This is a genomic window from Saccharothrix tamanrassetensis (assembly GCF_014203665.1).
Lineage (GTDB): Bacteria > Actinomycetota > Actinomycetes > Mycobacteriales > Pseudonocardiaceae > Actinosynnema > Actinosynnema tamanrassetense.
In genome coordinates, this window is sequence record NZ_JACHJN010000016.1 from 20,773 (window position 1) to 37,849 (window position 17,077).

General features: G+C 70.9%; 14 protein-coding genes. 4 read left to right on the top strand and 10 right to left on the bottom strand.

All coding sequences use genetic code 11. From position 1 onward, the window contains the following. Nucleotides 1–171 precede the first annotated feature (171 nt). Both abc-f and FHS29_RS34545 read left to right on the top strand, forming a co-directional pair. Nucleotides 172–1,812 (top strand): ribosomal protection-like ABC-F family protein, encoded by a 1,641-nt coding sequence (gene abc-f / locus FHS29_RS34540; RefSeq protein ID WP_184698618.1) that lies wholly within the window; start codon nt 172–174, stop codon nt 1,810–1,812. Nucleotides 1,813–2,209: 397 nt separating this feature from the next. After that, on the top strand, nt 2,210–5,275 hold the full coding sequence (locus FHS29_RS34545; RefSeq protein ID WP_184698620.1) for a toll/interleukin-1 receptor domain-containing protein: 3,066 nt from the start codon (nt 2,210–2,212) through the stop codon (nt 5,273–5,275). 168 nt (nt 5,276–5,443) lie between these two features. Here the strand turns inward: FHS29_RS34545 and FHS29_RS34550 are convergent, their stop codons facing one another. The 6 genes from FHS29_RS34550 to FHS29_RS34570 form a co-directional block, all read right to left on the bottom strand. After that, nucleotides 5,444–8,563 carry an amino acid adenylation domain-containing protein gene (locus tag FHS29_RS34550; protein ID WP_184698622.1) on the bottom strand — a complete coding sequence of 1,040 codons (3,120 nt, stop codon included), beginning with the start codon at nt 8,561–8,563 and terminating at the stop codon, nt 5,444–5,446. A gap of 381 nt (nt 8,564–8,944) precedes the next feature. Continuing rightward, nucleotides 8,945–10,156, bottom strand: a complete 1,212-nt coding sequence (locus FHS29_RS34555) for a cytochrome P450 family protein (protein ID WP_184698624.1) — start codon at nt 10,154–10,156, stop codon at nt 8,945–8,947. A 194-nt stretch (nt 10,157–10,350) separates the two neighbouring features. Further along, nucleotides 10,351–10,812, bottom strand: a complete 462-nt coding sequence (locus tag FHS29_RS34560) for a VOC family protein (protein WP_184698626.1) — start codon at nt 10,810–10,812, stop codon at nt 10,351–10,353. Next, nucleotides 10,809–10,940 carry a hypothetical protein gene (locus FHS29_RS37945; RefSeq protein WP_281391811.1) on the bottom strand — a complete coding sequence of 44 codons (132 nt, stop codon included), beginning with the start codon at nt 10,938–10,940 and terminating at the stop codon, nt 10,809–10,811. Before FHS29_RS37945 ends, FHS29_RS34560 begins: the two co-directional genes overlap by 4 nt. A 43-nt stretch (nt 10,941–10,983) precedes the next feature. Beyond that, nucleotides 10,984–11,127, bottom strand: a complete 144-nt coding sequence (locus FHS29_RS37950) for a helix-turn-helix transcriptional regulator (RefSeq protein ID WP_184698769.1) — start codon at nt 11,125–11,127, stop codon at nt 10,984–10,986. A gap of 18 nt (nt 11,128–11,145) precedes the next feature. Continuing rightward, complete coding sequence (locus FHS29_RS34570; RefSeq protein WP_184698628.1) at nt 11,146–11,448, bottom strand: TetR/AcrR family transcriptional regulator C-terminal domain-containing protein; 303 nt, start codon at nt 11,446–11,448, stop codon at nt 11,146–11,148. Here FHS29_RS34570 and FHS29_RS34575 point away from each other — a divergent pair. After that, the gene (locus tag FHS29_RS34575; protein ID WP_312865235.1) at nt 11,432–11,995 is read left to right on the top strand and encodes an NADPH-dependent FMN reductase; all 564 of its coding nucleotides are present in this window, start codon (nt 11,432–11,434) and stop codon (nt 11,993–11,995) included. The two genes, FHS29_RS34570 and FHS29_RS34575, sit on opposite strands and share 17 nt — an antisense overlap. A gap of 178 nt (nt 11,996–12,173) precedes the next feature. Here FHS29_RS34575 and FHS29_RS34580 read toward each other — a convergent pair whose 3' ends face one another. Both FHS29_RS34580 and FHS29_RS34585 read right to left on the bottom strand, forming a co-directional pair. After that, nucleotides 12,174–12,779: a dihydrofolate reductase family protein gene (locus FHS29_RS34580; protein ID WP_184698632.1), complete on the bottom strand. Its 606-nt coding sequence runs from the start codon at nt 12,777–12,779 to the stop codon at nt 12,174–12,176. Next, on the bottom strand, nt 12,776–13,618 hold the full coding sequence (locus FHS29_RS34585) for a metalloregulator ArsR/SmtB family transcription factor (RefSeq protein WP_184698634.1): 843 nt from the start codon (nt 13,616–13,618) through the stop codon (nt 12,776–12,778). The genes FHS29_RS34580 and FHS29_RS34585 overlap by 4 nt, the downstream gene beginning before the upstream one ends. Nucleotides 13,619–13,817: 199 nt before the next feature. Between FHS29_RS34585 and FHS29_RS34590 the strand changes: the two genes are divergently transcribed. Beyond that, a complete protein-coding gene (locus FHS29_RS34590; protein ID WP_184698636.1) occupies nt 13,818–14,090 on the top strand; it encodes a GlsB/YeaQ/YmgE family stress response membrane protein in 273 nt (90 codons plus the stop codon). 189 nt (nt 14,091–14,279) lie between these two features. On the opposite strand, the gene FHS29_RS34595 is transcribed toward FHS29_RS34590, so the two are convergent. Next, nucleotides 14,280–15,908: a hypothetical protein gene (locus FHS29_RS34595; RefSeq protein ID WP_184698638.1), complete on the bottom strand. Its 1,629-nt coding sequence runs from the start codon at nt 15,906–15,908 to the stop codon at nt 14,280–14,282. A 255-nt stretch (nt 15,909–16,163) separates the two neighbouring features. Next, the gene (locus FHS29_RS34600; protein ID WP_184698640.1) at nt 16,164–16,967 is read right to left on the bottom strand and encodes a DUF4394 domain-containing protein; all 804 of its coding nucleotides are present in this window, start codon (nt 16,965–16,967) and stop codon (nt 16,164–16,166) included. Between the last annotated feature and the right edge of the window lie 110 nt (nt 16,968–17,077).

Sequence of the window (17,077 nt, forward strand, 5' to 3'; positions counted from 1 at the left end):
ACCATCGATGCGGAGAACCGTTCGGATGGAGACTCGACGTGTTGGGTGAAGACGACATCTCCGGGTGATACCCGGATGTGAAAGGGCCATCGGCGCTGCCGTTGTGGCCTTTTGTCGTCCACCTTTCCTGCTGGGCACAGTTCTGCCCACACCACACCCGAGGTCTCATCCATGTCCCACACCCGCGTCGTCGTTTCCGGCCTGTCCTTCTCCTGGCCCGACGGCACCCCGGTCTTCGAGGAGCTGTCCGCCACCGTCCCCGGCGGTCGCACCGGTCTCGTCGCCCCCAACGGGGCCGGGAAGACGACCCTGCTCAAGCTCGTCGCGGGCGACCTGAAGCCGTCGGCGGGGAGCGTCACCGTCGACGGCGTCCTCGGCCACCTCCCGCAGGACCTGCCGCTGACCGGTGAGCCGACCGTCGCCGAGGTCCTCGGCGTCGCGGCGATCCTGCGGGCGCTGGCGGCCGTCGAGTCCGGCGACGTCGCCGAAGAGCACTTCACCACCATCGGGAACGACTGGGACGTCGAGGAACGCACCCGCGCCCAGCTGGACCGGCTGGGACTGGGCGACATCGGCCTGGAACGCCCCCTGGGCACCCTCAGCGGCGGCCAGGTCGTCTCCCTGGGCCTGGCCGCGCAGCTGCTCAAGCGGCCGGACGTGCTGTTGCTCGACGAGCCCACCAACAACCTGGACCTCGACGCCCGCCACCGGCTCTACGACGTGCTCGACGACTGGCACGGCTGCCTCCTCGTGGTCAGCCACGACCGCGCCCTGCTCGACCGCATGGACCGCATCGCCGAACTCGACAGCGGCGAAATCCGTTACCACGGCGGGAACTTCACCGAGTACGAGCAGGCGGTCGAGGCTGCGCGGGAGGTCGCCGAGAAGAACATCCGCAACGCCGAGCAGGAGGTCAAGCGCGAGAAGCGGGAGATGCAGCAGGCCCGCGAGCGCGCCGCGCGCCGGGCGAGCAACGCCACGCGCAACCTCGGCAACGCCGGGCTGCCCAAGATCTTCGCCGGGACCATGAAGCGCAACGCGCAGGAGTCGGCCGCCAAGGCGGACGGAACGCACGCGGCGCGGGTCGGCGCGGCCAAGGCCAAGCTCGACCAGGCGGAGCGGGCCTTGCGGGACGAGCAGAAGATCAGCCTGGAGCTGCCGCAGACCGCGGTCCCCGCAGGACGCACCCTCTTCCTGGGCGAACGCCTGCGGGCCGGCTACGGCGAGCGGGACCTGTTCGCGGGCGGGGGCGCGGACCTGGCGATCCGCGGTCCCGAACGGATCGCGCTCACCGGTCCCAACGGCGCCGGGAAGTCCACCCTGCTGCGGATCGTCCACGGCGACCTGGAGCCCACCGGCGGCGACGTCAAGCGAGCCGACGGCCGGATCGCCTACCTGTCGCAGCGCCTGGATCTGCTGGACGACGAACGCACGGTCGCCGAGAACCTGGCGGCGTCCGCACCGGCGATGCCGCCGGCGCAGCGGATGAACCTGCTCGCGCGCTTCCTGTTCCGCGGCTCCCGGGCGCACCTCCCGGTCGGCGTCCTGTCCGGCGGGGAACGGCTGCGTGCCACGCTGGCCTGCGTCCTGTTCGCCGAACCGGCCCCGCAACTGCTGTTGCTGGACGAACCCACGAACAACCTCGACCTGGTCAGCGCCGGGCAGCTGGAGAGCGCGCTCAACGCCTTCCAGGGCGCGTTCGTGGTCGTCAGCCACGACGAGCGCTTCCTCGCCGAGATCAGGATCGACCGCGGGCTGCGGATCGAGAACGGCCGGCTGCTGGAAACGTCCGCGCCCGTCACGGCCCGTTGAAGCCGGGGCAGGCATGGCTGGAGCAGCTCTGCTCGCCGACTCCCCGGAGGACGCCCGGTGCCCCGGACCCGGTGCGATCGTGCTCGCCGGCCACGGCCGCAGGCTGCGCTCACGATGGCAGGGAGCAGAGATCCGCGTCGACCCGACATCGGCGGTGCGGCTGCCCCTCGATGCTTGGCCGAAGACGGCGCCGGGGTGTCGGTGTCGGGCAAGCCGGTCGGACTCCCGGCCGGGACCTCGCCCCACCCACCGGCGAGCTGCTCCCGCCGCATCTCGCCGTGCACGGGGACCGCTTCTCGGTGGGCGAAAAGGGTTGGGGACAGTCACTGGCCAGAACAAGGCCAGTTGGTCTCAAGACCGGGGCGGCGGCACCGCACTGATCGTTACATTGTGCGCCATGCCCAGCGTGGAGCGGCGATTCGACGCATTCCTGTCCTACAGCTTCGCCGCCGATCGACACCTGGCCCTCGCGCTGCAAGGGGGCCTGCACCGGCTGGCCAGGGCCTGGTACCAGCCCAGGGTGCTGCGCATCTGCCGTGACCTCAGCAACCTGCCCGCGAGCAGCGACCTCGCCGGCACCATCAGGGACGCGCTGGACAGCTCGCGGCACTTCGTGCTGCTGGCCTCCGAGCAGTCGGCGGCGTCGAAGTGGGTGCGGCAGGAAATCGACTACTGGCAGCAGAACCGCACGCCCGAGACGTTCCTGATCGCGCTCACCAGCGGCAAGATCGTCTGGGACGACGAGGCCGGGGACTTCGACTGGGCACGGACCACCGCACTGCCGCCGCAGCTCAGCGGGTGGTTCGTGGCCGAGCCGCTGTGGGTCAACCTGAACTGGACCCGCGAGGTGGGCCACCTGTCGTTGCGCAACGACCGGTTCCGCTCCGACGTCGCGACGCTCGCGGCGCCGATCCACAGGCAGCCGAAGGACTTCCTGGACAGCGAGGACCAGCGGCTGCACCGGTCCGCCGTGCGCACGCGGCGGATCGCCACCACCGCGCTCGCCGTGCTGACGGTGCTGGTGACGTTGCTCGCCGGGATTACCTGGCAACAGCTCGACGAGTCGAACCGCCGGCGCGACCAGGCACTGTCCCGCGAACTGGCCGCACGCAGCGGGGAACTCGGCGACCGCGACCCCGCTGTGGCGAAGCTGCTCAGCGTCGCCGCGTGGCGCATCAGCCCCACCCCGCAGGCCAAGGTCGCCATGCTGCGCGCCGCCGCGCGGCCGGGCATCGCCGCGCTCTCCGTGAACAGCGCACCGGTCGTCTCGGTGGCCTACTCGCTCGACGGCAAAACCGTCGCCGCGGCCGGCGCCGACGGCAAGGTCCGGTTCTGGGACACGGCGACGTTCCAGCAGGCCGGAGAACTGACCGCGGATGCCGACTGGGTGGTGTTCAGCCCGGACGGGCACCACTTGGCCACGGCGGGTGAAGTCGACGGCGCCCGTTTCTGGGATCTCGCCGCGCGCCGAGAGGCGGGCAACCCGCTCGGCTCCCCGACAGGCCCGACACCCGACCCGTCCGGGCGAGACGGGCACACGCGCCACAAGAACACGACGATCGCGTTCGGTCCGGACGGCAGGTCCGTCGCGACCGGCGTGGGCGACGGGACCGTGCGCATCTGGGACGTGGGCACGCGCGACCAGGTCGGTGCGCCGCTGGCCGGGCACCCCGGCGAAGAGAGCCCGTTCGCGGCGTTCTACCCGGCCGGGGGGTTCCTCGCCACTGCGGGCAACGACGGCACAGTGCGGTTCTGGGACGTGGGCACGCACCAGCAGCTCGGCCCGCCGCTGGCCGCGCACACCCCCGACCCCCAGAGCCCGATCGGCCCGGTGCTCGCGTTCAGCCCGGACGGCGCGACGCTCGCGAGCGCGGGCACCGACGGCACGGTCCGCTTGTGGGACACGGGTTCCCGGCAGGAGAAGGGCCCGCCGCTGAGCGGGCACACCCGCTCCGACCGTTCGCTGGTGCGGCCGTCGGTGGCGTTCAGCCCCAGCGGCACGATGCTGGCCACCGGCAGCCAGGACGGCACGGTCAGGCTGTGGCACATCGACCGGCAGCAGCAGATCGGCGCGCCGCTCGCGGGCCACAGCGGCCCGGTCACGTCGGTCGCGTTCGCCCCGGACGGCCGGACGCTCACCAGCGCCGGCTCGGACGGGAAGGTGCGGCTGTGGCACGTGGCCGGTCACGAGCAGGCCGGCAACGTGCTGGCCGGGCACGTCGCGAGCGTCTACGCGGTGGCCTTCAGCCCCGATGGGAGAACGCTGGCCAGCAGCGGCGACTACGGGGGGATAACCGACCGCCTCGGCAGCCCTTACGTGTGCGGGAACAGCGGCTGGGGTCTCTGCCTCAGCGGTTTCGGCTGGCTGAGCGCCAATGGCAGGGTTCTGGGCGGAGTCAAGGTCGTCTCACCGTCCAGGTACGACGACCACGGCGGGTGGCGGATCGCGGACGGTCCCACCGTGTTGCTGTGGGATGTCGAGCGGCGGCGGGAGACCGGCCGGATGATGACCGGCCACACCCGCACGATCCGCGCACTCGCGTTCAGCCCCGACGGCCGCACGCTGACCGGTGGCGGTTTCGACGACCCGTCCAGCAGCACCGGCCGGATCCTGGCGTGGGACCTCGGCGATCGCCGCACGGTCGCCAGCACCCCGGTCGGCAGGGACCGACCCGTCTGGGCACTGGCGTTCACCCCGGACGGCGAGTCGCTGGTCAGCGGCGGCGACCTGGAGGCGCTCGGCAACGTGACCCTCGCCGAGAGCGGCATCACGACCGACCCGGGCGAGGACGGCGGGCCGGGCGAGAAGGACAAGTCGACGGTGGTCTTCTGGGACTCTCAAGGCCGGTCGCGCGACGGCACGTTGCTCTACGACCGGGCCACCTACTCGATCACGTTCTCCCCGAACGGTTCGACCATCGCCACGAGCGGCGCGGACGGCCAGATCCGGCTGTGGGACGCCGCGTCCCGCAAGCAGTCGGGCGACCCGTTGCGAGGGCACACCGGCCCGGTCGGCTCCGTGTCGTTCTCCCCGGACGGCAAGACCCTGGTCAGCGGTGGGGACGACGGCACGATCCGGTTGTGGGACACCGCCACCCGCACGCAGCTCGGCGAACCGGTGCTCGGCCACACCGGACCGGTGTACTCGGTGACGTTCAGCCCGAACGGCGCCGTGCTCGCGAGCGGGAGCGGCGACAACTCCGTGCGGCTGTGGGACATTCCGACCCGCACCCAGGTCAGCGAGTCGTTCCTGGCGCACCGGGGGCCGGTGCGGTCGGTGCGGTTCAGCCCGGACGGCAGGTGGCTCGCGACCGGCGGCGAGGACATGGCGGTCCGCCTGTGGGACATCGGCTACGCGGCGGACGTCCAGGGATCGTTGTGCGCCATGGTGAACCGCACGCTCACCCATGCGGAGTGGGAGCGCCTGATCCCGGACGCGCCGTTCCACCAGACCTGCCTCTAGTCCCGGGCGACGGCAGCAGCGCCTTCGCCACCTCGTGCACGGATCCGCCCTCGCGCTCGACGCCACCGGCTCCCCGCCGGTGAGTCCGCGCACCCTCGTGATGCCCTCCCCACACCCTCCGCGCCACGGCCCGGAAGCCGCCGCGCAGGCAGGGCGTGGCGGCCCGCCTCACCGACGGGCGCCGGGTGGTTCCAGGAAGCCCGAGGTGACGAAGTACCGCAGGTACTTGTCGATCAGGTCCGCGTCGACCGGCGGGCAGGTCAGGTCCGCGTCGGCGATGCCCGCCTCGAAGTTGGCGCGACCGAACTCCGGGAACGTGCCGGCGAAGTACATCTCCTTCACCGAGAGGTCCGACTGGCGTGCTGATTCGAGGAATATCGGCATGAACGGCGCCATCGGTTGGTCCGGATCACGTGCGGTCAGGTCCGCCATGTGCTCGACCCAGGCGTCGTAGGGCACGGTCTCCACGTCGTACCCCAGCTCGCGCAGCCGGTCGACCACCAGCGCGAGCCGGGCGTCCCGGGCGTTGGTGACGTTGTACGCGTGCCCTTCCGCCGGGCGGTTCGCCAGGATGTGGACGATCGCGCGGGCGGTGTAGTCGACCGGCACGAAGTCCAGCGGCAGCGGGGCGTCCGGCGCCAGGCCGGTTTCGGCGATGCTGCGGAACAGCGCGCACATCATGGTGTCGGTGTTCCAGACGCCGGTGTCCCGCGCGCCGGTGATCTCGTAGGGCCGGTGGATGCCGACGGCGAGCCCCTGGTCGGCGGCCTGCGCCACGAGGCGTTCGGCCACCCACTTGGTCTCCGGGTAGCCGAGCGAGATGCGGTCGCCGAAGCGCAGCGGCGTGTCCTCGTCGACCTGGCGGATGCCGGCGGCCCCGAAGCCCGCGAGGACGGCGATGCTGGAGATGTGGTGGAACGCCTTGGGCCGACCGGTGCGGGCCAGGTCCAGGGCGCTGCGGGTGCCGCCGACGTTGGACGGTTCGAGCGCGCGGTACGGGTAGGCGAAGTTCACCCGGGAGCCGGAGTGCAGGATGGTGTCCACGTCGTCCGCCACGGCCTCGAACGTCTTCCCGTCCAGGCCCAGCCGAGGTGCCGCGAGGTCCCCGACGACGACCCGGACCCGGTCGGACACGGTCGCGGGGTCCAACCCGTAGCGGCGCAGCCGCGCCCCGAGCCGTCGCCTGCCCGCCTGCTCGTCCTCCGCTCTCACCAGGCACAGCACGCGGTCGGCCACGTCGCCCCGGACGAGTGCGTCGAGCAGGTAGGTCCCCAGGAAACCGGTCCCGCCGGTGAGGAACACCGTGCGGCCGGTCGGGGGCAGGCCGGTCGGGGACAGGTCGGTCGCGGTGGCGCAGCGGAACTCCGGGTCCAGCCGCGCTTCGGCCTCGAAGTCGACCTCGCCGTCGTCCGCGTGGGGATCCTCGCCGCTCACGAGGGCGTCGATGCGGGCCGCGAAGGTCTGCACGGTGGGGTTGGCCAGCAGGCCCCGGATCAACTGCCGGCTGCACGCGGCGGGCAACCGGAACTCGGCCCGGCACGCGGCGGCCAGCCGGGTCGCCTGGAGCGAGTGGCCTCCCAGGGCGAAGAAGTCGGTGTCCCGGCCGATCCGGTCGCCGACGCCGAGCAGGGTCGACCAGATCCGGGCGACCGCCCGCTCGCGGTCGGTCCGGGGCGGCTCGGAGGCGGGCGCGGGCCCGGCCTGGGGCGCCTCGTGGACCAGCCGGGACCGGTCGATCTTGCCCGCCCGCGTCAACGGCATCCGGTCGCGCACCAGGATGGGGTTGGGCACCATGAACTCCGGCAGTCGGTCGCGCAGGAACTCCCGCAGTCGCCAGGAGAGCTGGTCGGGCCCTACCTCGCCGTGCGGGGTGACCCATGCCAGCAGCCGGTCGTGGTCGCCGTCGCGGGGCGCGACCACGGCGGCTTCCCGGACCTGCCGGTGGGCGCTCAGGTGCACCTCGATCTCGTCCAGTTCGATGCGGTAGCCGCGCACCTTGACCTGCCGGTCGCGCCGGCCGGCGAACTCCAGCACGCCGTCGGGCCGCCACCGGGCCAGGTCGCCGGTGAGGTAGAGCCGACCGTCCGGGTCCGGACCGAGGTGGTCCGGGACGAACTTCTCCCGGGTGGCCGCCGGGTCGCCCAGGTAGCCCAGGGCGAGGCCGTCGCCGCCGACCCACAGCTCGCCCGTCTCGCCGGGGTCGGCCAGGCTGCCGTCGTCCCGCACGACGTACGCGGTCGAGTTGGCCACCGGTGTGCCGATCGGCACCGTCTCGGCGTCCGGGCCCAGTTCGGTCACCTCGTGCACCGTGGACAGCGAGGAGTTCTCGGTCGGGCCGTAGCCGTCGAGGAACGACCCCGGACGGCCGTGCGCGAGCACCTGGCGGACCGCCTCGGGCGACAGGGTGTCGCCACCCGCGATCAGGCACCGCAGCGAACCGAACAGGGCGGGCTCGACCCTGGCCATTCGGTGGAACAGCCCGGCGCTCAGCCACATCACGCTGACCTGCTCCGCGCGGAGCGTCCCGGCGAGCGCGGGCGCGTCCAACAGCGTCGCCACATCGGCCAACACCAGCCGCGCGCCGTTGAGCAGCGCGCCGAAGTACTCGAAGCAGGACACGTCGAACGTCGGGTTGGTGGTCGCGAGCAGCACGTCGTCCGAGGACAACCGCAAACGCGGATCACCGCCGCACGCCAGCCGGATCGGTCCGCGGTGCGGCACGACGACACCTTTCGGCGCGCCCGTGGAACCGGACGTGAAGATCACGTAGGCCGGATCGTCCGGTCCGATGTGGACGTTCCGCGCCGCGCCGGTGCGCTCGGCCTCCACCGCGACGTCGACCACCGTGAGGCGGTCGTCCACAGTGGACCTGTCCCGGTCGTCCGCGATCACGGTTCGGACGTTCGCCTCCTCCAGGACGTCGGCCAGGTGCCGGTCCGGGTACTCCGGGTCCAACGGCAGGTACGCCCCACCCGCCGCCATCACCGCGAGGATCGCCGTCACGCACTCCACCGACCGGTCGAGCAGCACCCCGACCACCTCGCCGGGCCGCACACCGAGGGCGACGAGGTGGTCGGCGAGCCGGTCGACCCGGTCACCCAGTTCCGCGTAGGTCAACCGCGTCGCGCCTTTGCGCACCGCCTCGGCTTCCGGCGTGGCCTCCACCTGGCGGGCGAACAGTTGCGGCACGGTTGCCGTGCGCGGGTATCCGGTCGACGTCCGGTTCCACTCGCGGACCCGGCCCTCGTGGTCGCTGTCGAACTGCACATCGCTGCGGAAAAATGGCATGGCGCAACTCCCGAGGGGGTCCCAGAACGGGGGAAAGGCGGTGGACTCCAGTGCGGAACGTACCCACGAGGCCGCCTCAAGCCACCTCCGACCAGCAGGTTCACCCGTTGAGCGCCATCGATCGCCCGTTTTTCTTCGCTCAGTCGGACGAGCTTCGCCCCGGTGGACAAAGGGTATCCTCCCGGACAATATCTCGGAATTCCCGAGATTCCGTCGAATATTTTCCAGAATGACCCGGCGGTCTGTTCCGGCTCTCTTGCACCACGTCCGCGGTTTCGCCCCGGACTCCGGTCGCGTTTGCTGCGGGGCACCTTCACCCGCGTGGTTGCCGGTGCATCCGGCAGTGGCCCCGGCGAGCCGCGCCCGCCGGGACCTCGGGACTCAGGCGGGGCGGAGGCGTGCCGGGAGGGCCTGGTGTCCGTTGGAGATGAACGAGCGGACCGGCCGCAGGTCGTCCGGAGGCACGGCGAGTGCCAGGTCCGGGAAGCGCTCGAACAGCGCGGGCAGGGCGATTTCGGCTTGCAGGTGGGCCAGTGGGGCGCCCAGGCAGTAGTGGACGCCGTGGCCGAACGCGATGTGGGTCTTGTCGGGGCGGGTGATGTCGAAGCTGTCGGCGGTCGGGCCGTGCAGGTCCGGGTCGCGACCGGCCGCGGCGTAGGCGGGCAGGATCGCGTCCCCGCGCCGGATGACGACGTCGCCCAGGTCGATGTCCTCCACGGCGTAGCGCAGCGGCACGTTCGTCACCGGGGCCTGCCACCGCAGGGTCTCCTCGGTCACGTCGCGCCAGTGGCGCTCGCCGGAGCGCACCAGCGCGAGCTGGTCGGGGTGGGTGAGCAGGGCGGCGATGGCGTGGTCGAGGAGGTTCACGGTGGTCTCGTGGCCGGCGGCGACGAACAGCAGCAGCGTGTCGACCAGCTCGGACTCGGTGAGCCGGCCGTCGTCCTCGTCGCGGGCGGCGACCAGGTCGCTGATCAGGTCGTCGCCGGGGTCGCGGCGGCGGCCGGCGACCAGGTCGTCGAGGATCTCGTAGATGTGGCGCTGGTTGGCTGCCGATTCGGCGGGTGTGGCGGTGGTGTCGAAGATGACGTCCACGGCCTGCCGGAGGCCGGGGCGGGTGTCGTCGGGCAGGTCGAGCAGCCGGCAGACCACCTCGATCGGCAGCGGGTAGGCGTACTTCGTGCGCAGGTCGGCCACGTCCGGGCCGGCGTCCAGTTCGTCCAGCAGGTCGTCCGCGATCCGGGTGATCGCGGGCCGCAGCGACTGCGTGCGGCGGGGCGTGAAGGCCTTGGACACCAGGGACCTCAGTCTTCGGTGGTTCTCGCCGTACGCGGTGAACATCGTGTGGACCGAGATCCACATGTGCAGCGGCCACTCCTCGTCGACCCGGCCCTCCCGCCAGGCGGGCCAGTGGCGGTGCGGGTCCTTGGACACCCTGGGGTCGCCGAACAGCCTCCGGAGCACGTCGACCCGGTTGGCCGACCAGGCCACCACGCCGCCGGGCAGTTCGACGGGCGTCACCGCTCCACGTTCCCGCAGGAGTGCGCCTTCACCGTGGATGTCGTGACCGGTCGGGTCCAGGGGAAACGGTTCCATGCCTTCATGGTGATCACCAGGGCGAGGCCGGGTACACCGCTGAGCGGCTCATCGCCCCGAACGTGGTACCCCGCGATCTGCGGTGTCCGCTGTCCGGGGCGACGGCCCGGTCCGGCCGGTCCGGTGGTCGGCGGGTCCGGGCGGCCCGCGGCGCAGCGGGACGCGCCGGTCGCCGGGCACCACGGCCGAGCGCGTCAGTCCAGGCAGAACTCGTTGCCCTCGGGGTCGGCCATCACGATGAAGCCGCCGCTCATCGGGGGAGCGGGCTCGTCCCGACGCACCCGCGTGGCCCCCAGCGCGACGAGCCGCTCGCACTCGGCCTCCAGCGCCGCCATCCGCTCCTCTCCCCGCAGCCCGGGAGCCGTGCGGACGTCGAGGTGGACCCGGTTTTTAACGACCTTTCCCTCCGGAACCTGTTGGAAGAACAAACGCGGCCCGTGCCCGTCCGGGTCCTCGATGGCCGACCTCGTGTTGCGCTGCTCCTCGGGGACGCCGACGCGCGCCAGGAAGTCGTCCCACGCGGCCAACGGGTCGGCACCTTCGGGCAGGTCGACGCCGGGCGGGCCGGGGTGGACGTAGCCCAGCACGTCGCGCCAGAAGGAGGACAGCGCACGCGGGTCGTGGGCGTCGAAGGTGACCTGGATGTGGCGGCTCATCGGGTAGCTCCGTTCATGGCGGGTTCGGTGCGCAGGTAGAGGTCGCGCGGTGGGCGGACGTCGGACAGGTGGCGGTTCAGCCCGCGGTACCCGCGCAGCGTCCGGTTCCGGTGTTCGTCGGCATCCACGGAACCCACCATGACACCCAATGCGGACGGATCCGGTCCTCTATCAGGCCCCGACACCCTGTGGAGTGGCCCCGTAGTACCGGCGTGGCGGACCCGTTCCGCTCTCCTGCCAAGTGGTTTCCACCAGCTCCTGCTCGCGCGGCCTGAACAGCAGCTGGTAGATCGTGCCTCCCCGCGGCCCGGCAATCGATAGCGCATTCGTTCCTCAGCCAAGGTAGCCGTGCAGGAAGACGTGGATGCTCGACGTCACGATTTCGGTGATCTCGTCCGGCGCGGGGACCGCGCCGAGGTAGGCCGGGTCCACCACCGAGACGAGCGTCATCAGGTGGATGGCCGCGCGCTCGGGGTTGTCGATGCGCAACAGCCCCCGGTCCCCGGCCTTGGCCATGTAGCCGGCCAGCTCGCGGCGGACGCGCAGGGGCCCGGTCTCCTGCCACGCGGTGATCGCGGCCGGCGGGATGTGCCGCGCCTCCGCGTTGATCGCGGAGGCGGTGGCTGGGTGGGTCAACGAGGTCGCCGGCCGACATCCCGCCGTCACCGCCGGCGACGTGGTCGTCGAGCCCGTCGACCTGGCCGACTACGACCTGCCGTTGCTGGACGAGCCCGCCCCGGCGATGTTCGGGGTGTACAGCAAGCCGCACACCCGGCGCTGGGCCGCCACGATCGCCTCGTTCGACGGGTTCGTGTTCATCACCCCGGAGTACAACCACTCGGTGCCCGGCGCGCTGAAGAACGCGATCGACTACCTGTACGCGGAGTGGAACGACAAGGCGGCGGGCTTCGTCAGCTACGGCGTGCACGGCGGCGTCCGCGCGGTCGAGCACCTGAGGCTCACGATGGCCGAGTTGAAGGTCGCCGACGTGCGCAGCCAGGTCGTGCTGCCGGTATTCACCGACTTCAAGTTCAGTGACCCGAACGAGCCGATGGACCCCGGTGTGGTGGCGCCCGGCCCGCACCAGGAGCCGACCCTGATGGAGATGCTGGACGAGATCATCGCGTGGTCGAACGCCCTCAAGCCGTTGCGCACCCAGAGCGCTGCCGCCGTAGGCGCCTGACGGCATCCGCGGGGTTTGCAGGTCTTCAGGACCCGCGAACGCCGTGTTGACCGGCCCTCCCCGTCCAGCGCTACGCGACGGTCCACCGGGTGAACCGGCACTCCGCCGGCGCGGGGCTGCGTGGGCAGCGGACCGGCCGCTCGACGGTCAGGGCGGCGTGCCGTGCCACGTCTCGACTTCAGGCAGTGCGTGCGCGGTCGTAGACGAGGGCGATCTCGCCCAGCTCGCCGGTCTCCTGGTGCGCGAGCGTCCACTTCGAACTCGGCAGGCCGTCGTCGAACAGCCGCTGCCCGTCCCCGGCGATCTCGGGGCAGAGCAAGAGGTGCAGCCGGTCGACCAGGTCCGCCGCGAGGAGAGCCTTGATGACGCTCGGACTGCTGTTGACGAGGATGTCGCCCTCACCGGAGGCCTTGAGTTCGGTGACGACGTCCGCGGCGGGGGCGTTCACCACGCGGGTGCGTTCCCACGGTGCTTCGGTCAAGGTGGTCGACAGGACCACCTTTTCCGTGTCCACCAACCACTTCGCGTATTCGCGATCACGTGGATCGGCGTTCTCGTCGTCGGCGACCGTCGGCCAGAACCCGAGGAACCCCTCGGCATTGCGTCGGCCGAGCAGTGCGGTCGTCGCGCCCTCCCAGATGCGGGTGAGGTGGTTCCGCGCGACCTCGGTGGTCGCGTAGCGGACGATCGCGCCGGCGTCACCGGGTCCGCCGGGGCCGTTGTAGCGCCCATCGAGGGTGAGGCCGAGGTTGGCGGTCACCTTGCGCGCGGTCGAGTCGGTCATGGCTGTACTTCCTCTTCTTCGGTGGGGACCAGCTCGGTGGTGCGCCGAGTTCGGCCGATGGCGTCGGTGAGGTTGTCGAGCACCTGACCCCAGCCGGTTCCGATCCCGGCGATGTAGGGGACGGCCTCGACGGTCGTCTCGGTGATGCGCAGATCAACCCGCAACAAGGTGCCCTCCGGGGTCGGGGTGAGGGTCAGGTCGTAGTGGCCGGTGAACGAGACCGCTCCGGGTGCGTCCAGCACCGAGAGGTCGAACACGAGGCGCTCGGGTTCCTTCGCGGCGTGGACCTTCCCTTCGGAGCGGTACCGCCCTTCGGCGTCGCGGTATTCCAGGACCGCGCGCCCGCCCTCCAGCGGCTCCAGAACGCAGTCGGTGACCGTCATCGACGGCGGAGCCCACCACGACGCCAACAGGTCGGGGTCGACCCAATGCCGCCAGACGACGTCCCTCGGCACGGCCAGCACGCGTTCGAAGGAGAAGGTGCGACCGTCGGCCCACCTGTCCCGATCCGCGACCGCGGATTCCGCCTCGATGGCCGCCCGGTACCGCGCGATGACGTCCCGTTCGCCCTCGTGCGCCTCGGTGGCTTCGACCAGTTGCCGCAGTCGGTGCGACAGGGCTGCCAGTGGTTCCGTCTCGACCGCGTAGACGCGACGTTGTCCGAGGGGGAAGACGGTGACGAGACCGGCGCGGGCGAGGGTCTGGAGGTGCTTGGTGGTCTGCGGCTGCCGCAACCCGGTCGACTCGGCCAGCTCGCCGACAGACCGGGGGCGCTCGGCGAGCAGTTCCACGATGCGCCACCGCGCGGCGTCCCCGAGTGCTGATGCGATCCGATCCACGAGCGGTAGTATTCACTTGAACGAATATGCTTGTCAAGGAATATCTCATGGACGTGCGTCCACGCACTGCCGCTCAAGCAGTCCCGCAGGTCGCTACCTGCGCTTTCAACAGAAGGCGGTGCGGTTATGACCTTCGAGGAGTGATCGCCGCGTAGATCGGGTACCTGCGCCACAACCGACTGACCAAAGAGGAGTGGACGTGACCGTCTCCGGCATCATCAGCGCGCTGATCGTGGGCTTGATCATCGGCCTGCTGGGCCGACTCGTCGTGCCCGGCAAGCAGCGCATCCCGATCTGGCTGACCATCGTCGTCGGCTTCATCGCCGCGATGATCGGCACCTTCATCGCCAACGCCATGGGCGTGGGCGACACCCGCGGCATCGACTGGATCGAACTGATCATCCAGGTCGCAGTAGCCGCCGCCGGCGTCAGCCTCGTCGCAGGCCTCTACGGCCGCAAGCACGTTCACTGACACCCGTCTCTCCGATCGGCGCGGCAGGCGGCCCCTCACCAGGCCCGCCTGCCGCGCCGCTGTTCACCGCAGCGAAAACTTCCTGGTGCGAGCGTCGGTACTCGGGTTCACCGGGCGGCTATACCTCGACTGCGGCGCCTACTTTCGTTGCCCAAGTCCTGGAACAGGCGCCCTCCAACGAATCACCCGCTACCCCGGATGGCCACCGCGTCGCCGAACGCGCACCGATCTGGTCAACCGTCCCAAGTGGACCGTCAATGTGGTCGACCCGTCGCCCAATCGGCCGGCAACGGTCAAGGCGTAGATCGCGGACGCCACCACATCCGTGACGACCGGCGGGTGCTTGGTTTCGGTGAGCGCGTCGTACACCTGGAACCTGCCCGTGCGACCCCGTACGACAAAGACGTTCGAAGCCGCCGCGACGGTGGCACCGGGGTTGGCTTCGAGTGCGGCTCGTCCCCACGACACCACGTCATGCACCTCCGAGGACAGCAGAACGGCAGCGCTTTCCCGCAACGCTGTGTCCAAGACGTCCTCTTCGACCGCCAAGTGGTGGTCACGTCCTGCGGTGTCGAGCCAGACAGGTTCGGCGAGCGGGGCGGGAAAGCGTTCCAGCACCACGGCCGTCCCGGCGGAGATGCCGGTGACCACCCGGTAGGCGGACACATGCCTGACCTCCGGTACCGGATCATCCACTGGACGCACGGCCGACCGCACGTCGCCGATCGGTAACGACATGGTGCGGTACAACAGATCGCCGAGCGCCTGTGAGCCTTGCCCGCGCAGCGCGAAGGCCCGGTCGACGATCGGCTCGTAGGTCGTCTGGTCATGCCCGGCGATCGCGGCATCGACCTGCCCGCGCAGATTCCCCGCCCGGTCTAGCCACTCCGCGTGCTTGGCCAGCGCCGCTATCGGTGTACCCGGCACGATCTCGTCGTCGTGGAACGCGCCGAGCAGTAGCGGCACGCCCAACGCCGCCCCGTAGAGGCTGATCGAGCCGTGATCGGAGATCAGCAGGTCCGCCGACACCAGCGTCGCGTGCCAACCCTCGTGTGGCGGCACGAGTAGCACACCCGCTTCACGTGCCGAGTGCAGCCAGCCCCGCACCTGGTAGGGACTGTGCCCGAACCACACACTGGGGTGCAGGACGACAGCCACCTTGTACTCGTCCCGAGGCAGCGAGGAGAGCAGCCTGGCGGCCAACCCCAGCTCGCTCGCGATCATCGAACGCCGCCCCCACGTCGAGTTGAGCACGACCAGCCGCTGGTGGCCGTCGACTCCCAGCGCGCGCCGGTAGCGCCGCCGATGGGGAACGCTGACCAGCAGGCGGTCCAGGCAGACGTCACCCGTCACCACCGCGCGCGGCAGCGCCTCCGGGCAGCTCGCTGCCAGGCGGTGCAACTCCTCTTCGTGGGACAACACGATCGCCGCTGGCACGACTCGCCCGTCACGGACGAGTTGGTCGGATCTGAAGCCGGAGACCGACATCGGATCGCCGATCCCGTTCTTGATGTACTTGCCGCGCCCGACGCCGTGCGGCAGGACGACGACAGGTGCGTCCAACAGGTGAAGATCACCCGCTTCGCTGGCGGCGATGGCCAGGTCGAACCGCATGCCGACGGCTTGCTCCCAAGGCACCAGCCGGCCGCCCAAGGACCGCACGAAGTCGACCACCCCGTCGTTGAACGCCGAGCTGCGCTCGTGGGTGAAGACCACTTGGATCCGCGGATCGTGGCGGATGAGGCTCAACACGTCGAGCAGCCGGGTCGTCGTCGTCACCGTCCGGGTGACGACCAAGACCGTGCGCTCGAAGCCCACCGTGATCCACCGATCGGCATCCGACCCCACGGGCACCCGAACCGGCGGATCAGCCGACACGGCCACCGCCTACTCGCCTTGTCGCACGACCACCAGCCGTCCGGGCGTGGCGCGATGGTCGAGAACGGGGCACGAGGTCGGATCCTAACCGGTCCGCCCCGCCGCTCCTTGCGTGAAGAAGAGGGAGCAGTCGTCTGCCAGTCGTCTGCCGGAGACGGAGATGAGCGGCACCGGCAGACGGAACGGCGAAACGCGTCAGGACGTGAAGGCGAGGCCGACGATGTTGCCGGGAGCCAGGCCGGCGAGGGTCGCGCGACCGGTGTCGAGGTTGACGCGGTAGAGCTTCGGGCCGGACGCCGCCAGGGCGTGCCCGCTGGGCGAGATGTCGAATCCGTTGGTGGCGCCCAAACGGGTGCCGAGCGGGCCGACGGGGAACAGTTGGCCGGTGTTGGGCGAGACGACCGGTGTGACGCCGGTGCGGGTGCCCTGGGTGGACAGGGTGTTGTTGCGGGAGTCGATCACGTAGAGCGTGGTGGAGGTGGCGCCGGCGACGCTGTTGGTGTAGCCGGCCGCCGCGACCTTCGGCGCTTCGCCGCCGCTCGGGTAGGCGAGGGTGCCGTCGGTGGCCGCCACCGCCCCCGTGTCGGGGTGAAGGCGGAGGTTCTGCCCTTCGGAGGTGACCAGGCGGATGCGGTCCACGGTCGGGTTGAAGTCGAAGCCGATCGCACGCCCGTTGAGGGTGACCGGCGCGCCGATGCCCGTGGCCTTCCCGGTACGCGGGTCGACGGTGTAGAGCCTGCCGGACTTGCCGACGCCGTAGAGCGCGCCGGTGGCGGGACGCACGTCGATGCCGACCAGCCGGTCGTGCTTGTCCAGGCCGCGGACGCGGACGCGGTGTCCCAGCAGCGGCAGCGCCGTGCTGCCGGTGGTGAGCGTGCCGTCCTCGGTGAGCAGGTGCACTTCGGCCCTGCCTCCCGTGGCGCCCGCGGTCCCGGGTGCGGCGATCGCCGCGGCTAGTGCGGCGGCTGCCGCCAGCACTGCCATGCGGGTGATGCGCATGAGAAGTCCTCCTGAGGTCGGTGTCGGCTGTGTGTACGCACACCGATCGCGTTGTGTTGAACGCAAACCGATCTGGATCGCCGTTCCACGCGTACGTACAGGGGGAGCGG

Bases quoted from the DNA above. Each gene is read 5' to 3' on its own strand.
- FHS29_RS34550 (WP_184698622.1), bottom strand. From the start codon at position 8,563: ATGCCATTTTTCCGCAGCGATGTGCAGTTCGACAGCGACCACGAGGGC.
- FHS29_RS34560 (WP_184698626.1), bottom strand. From the start codon at position 10,812: ATGAGCCGCCACATCCAGGTCACCTTCGACGCCCACGACCCGCGTGCG.
- FHS29_RS34600 (WP_184698640.1), bottom strand. From the start codon at position 16,967: ATGCGCATCACCCGCATGGCAGTGCTGGCGGCAGCCGCCGCACTAGCC.
- FHS29_RS34580 (WP_184698632.1), bottom strand. From the start codon at position 12,779: ATGACCGACTCGACCGCGCGCAAGGTGACCGCCAACCTCGGCCTCACC.
- FHS29_RS34555 (WP_184698624.1), bottom strand. From the start codon at position 10,156: ATGGAACCGTTTCCCCTGGACCCGACCGGTCACGACATCCACGGTGAA.
- abc-f (WP_184698618.1), top strand. From the start codon at position 172: ATGTCCCACACCCGCGTCGTCGTTTCCGGCCTGTCCTTCTCCTGGCCC.
- FHS29_RS34545 (WP_184698620.1), top strand. From the start codon at position 2,210: ATGCCCAGCGTGGAGCGGCGATTCGACGCATTCCTGTCCTACAGCTTC.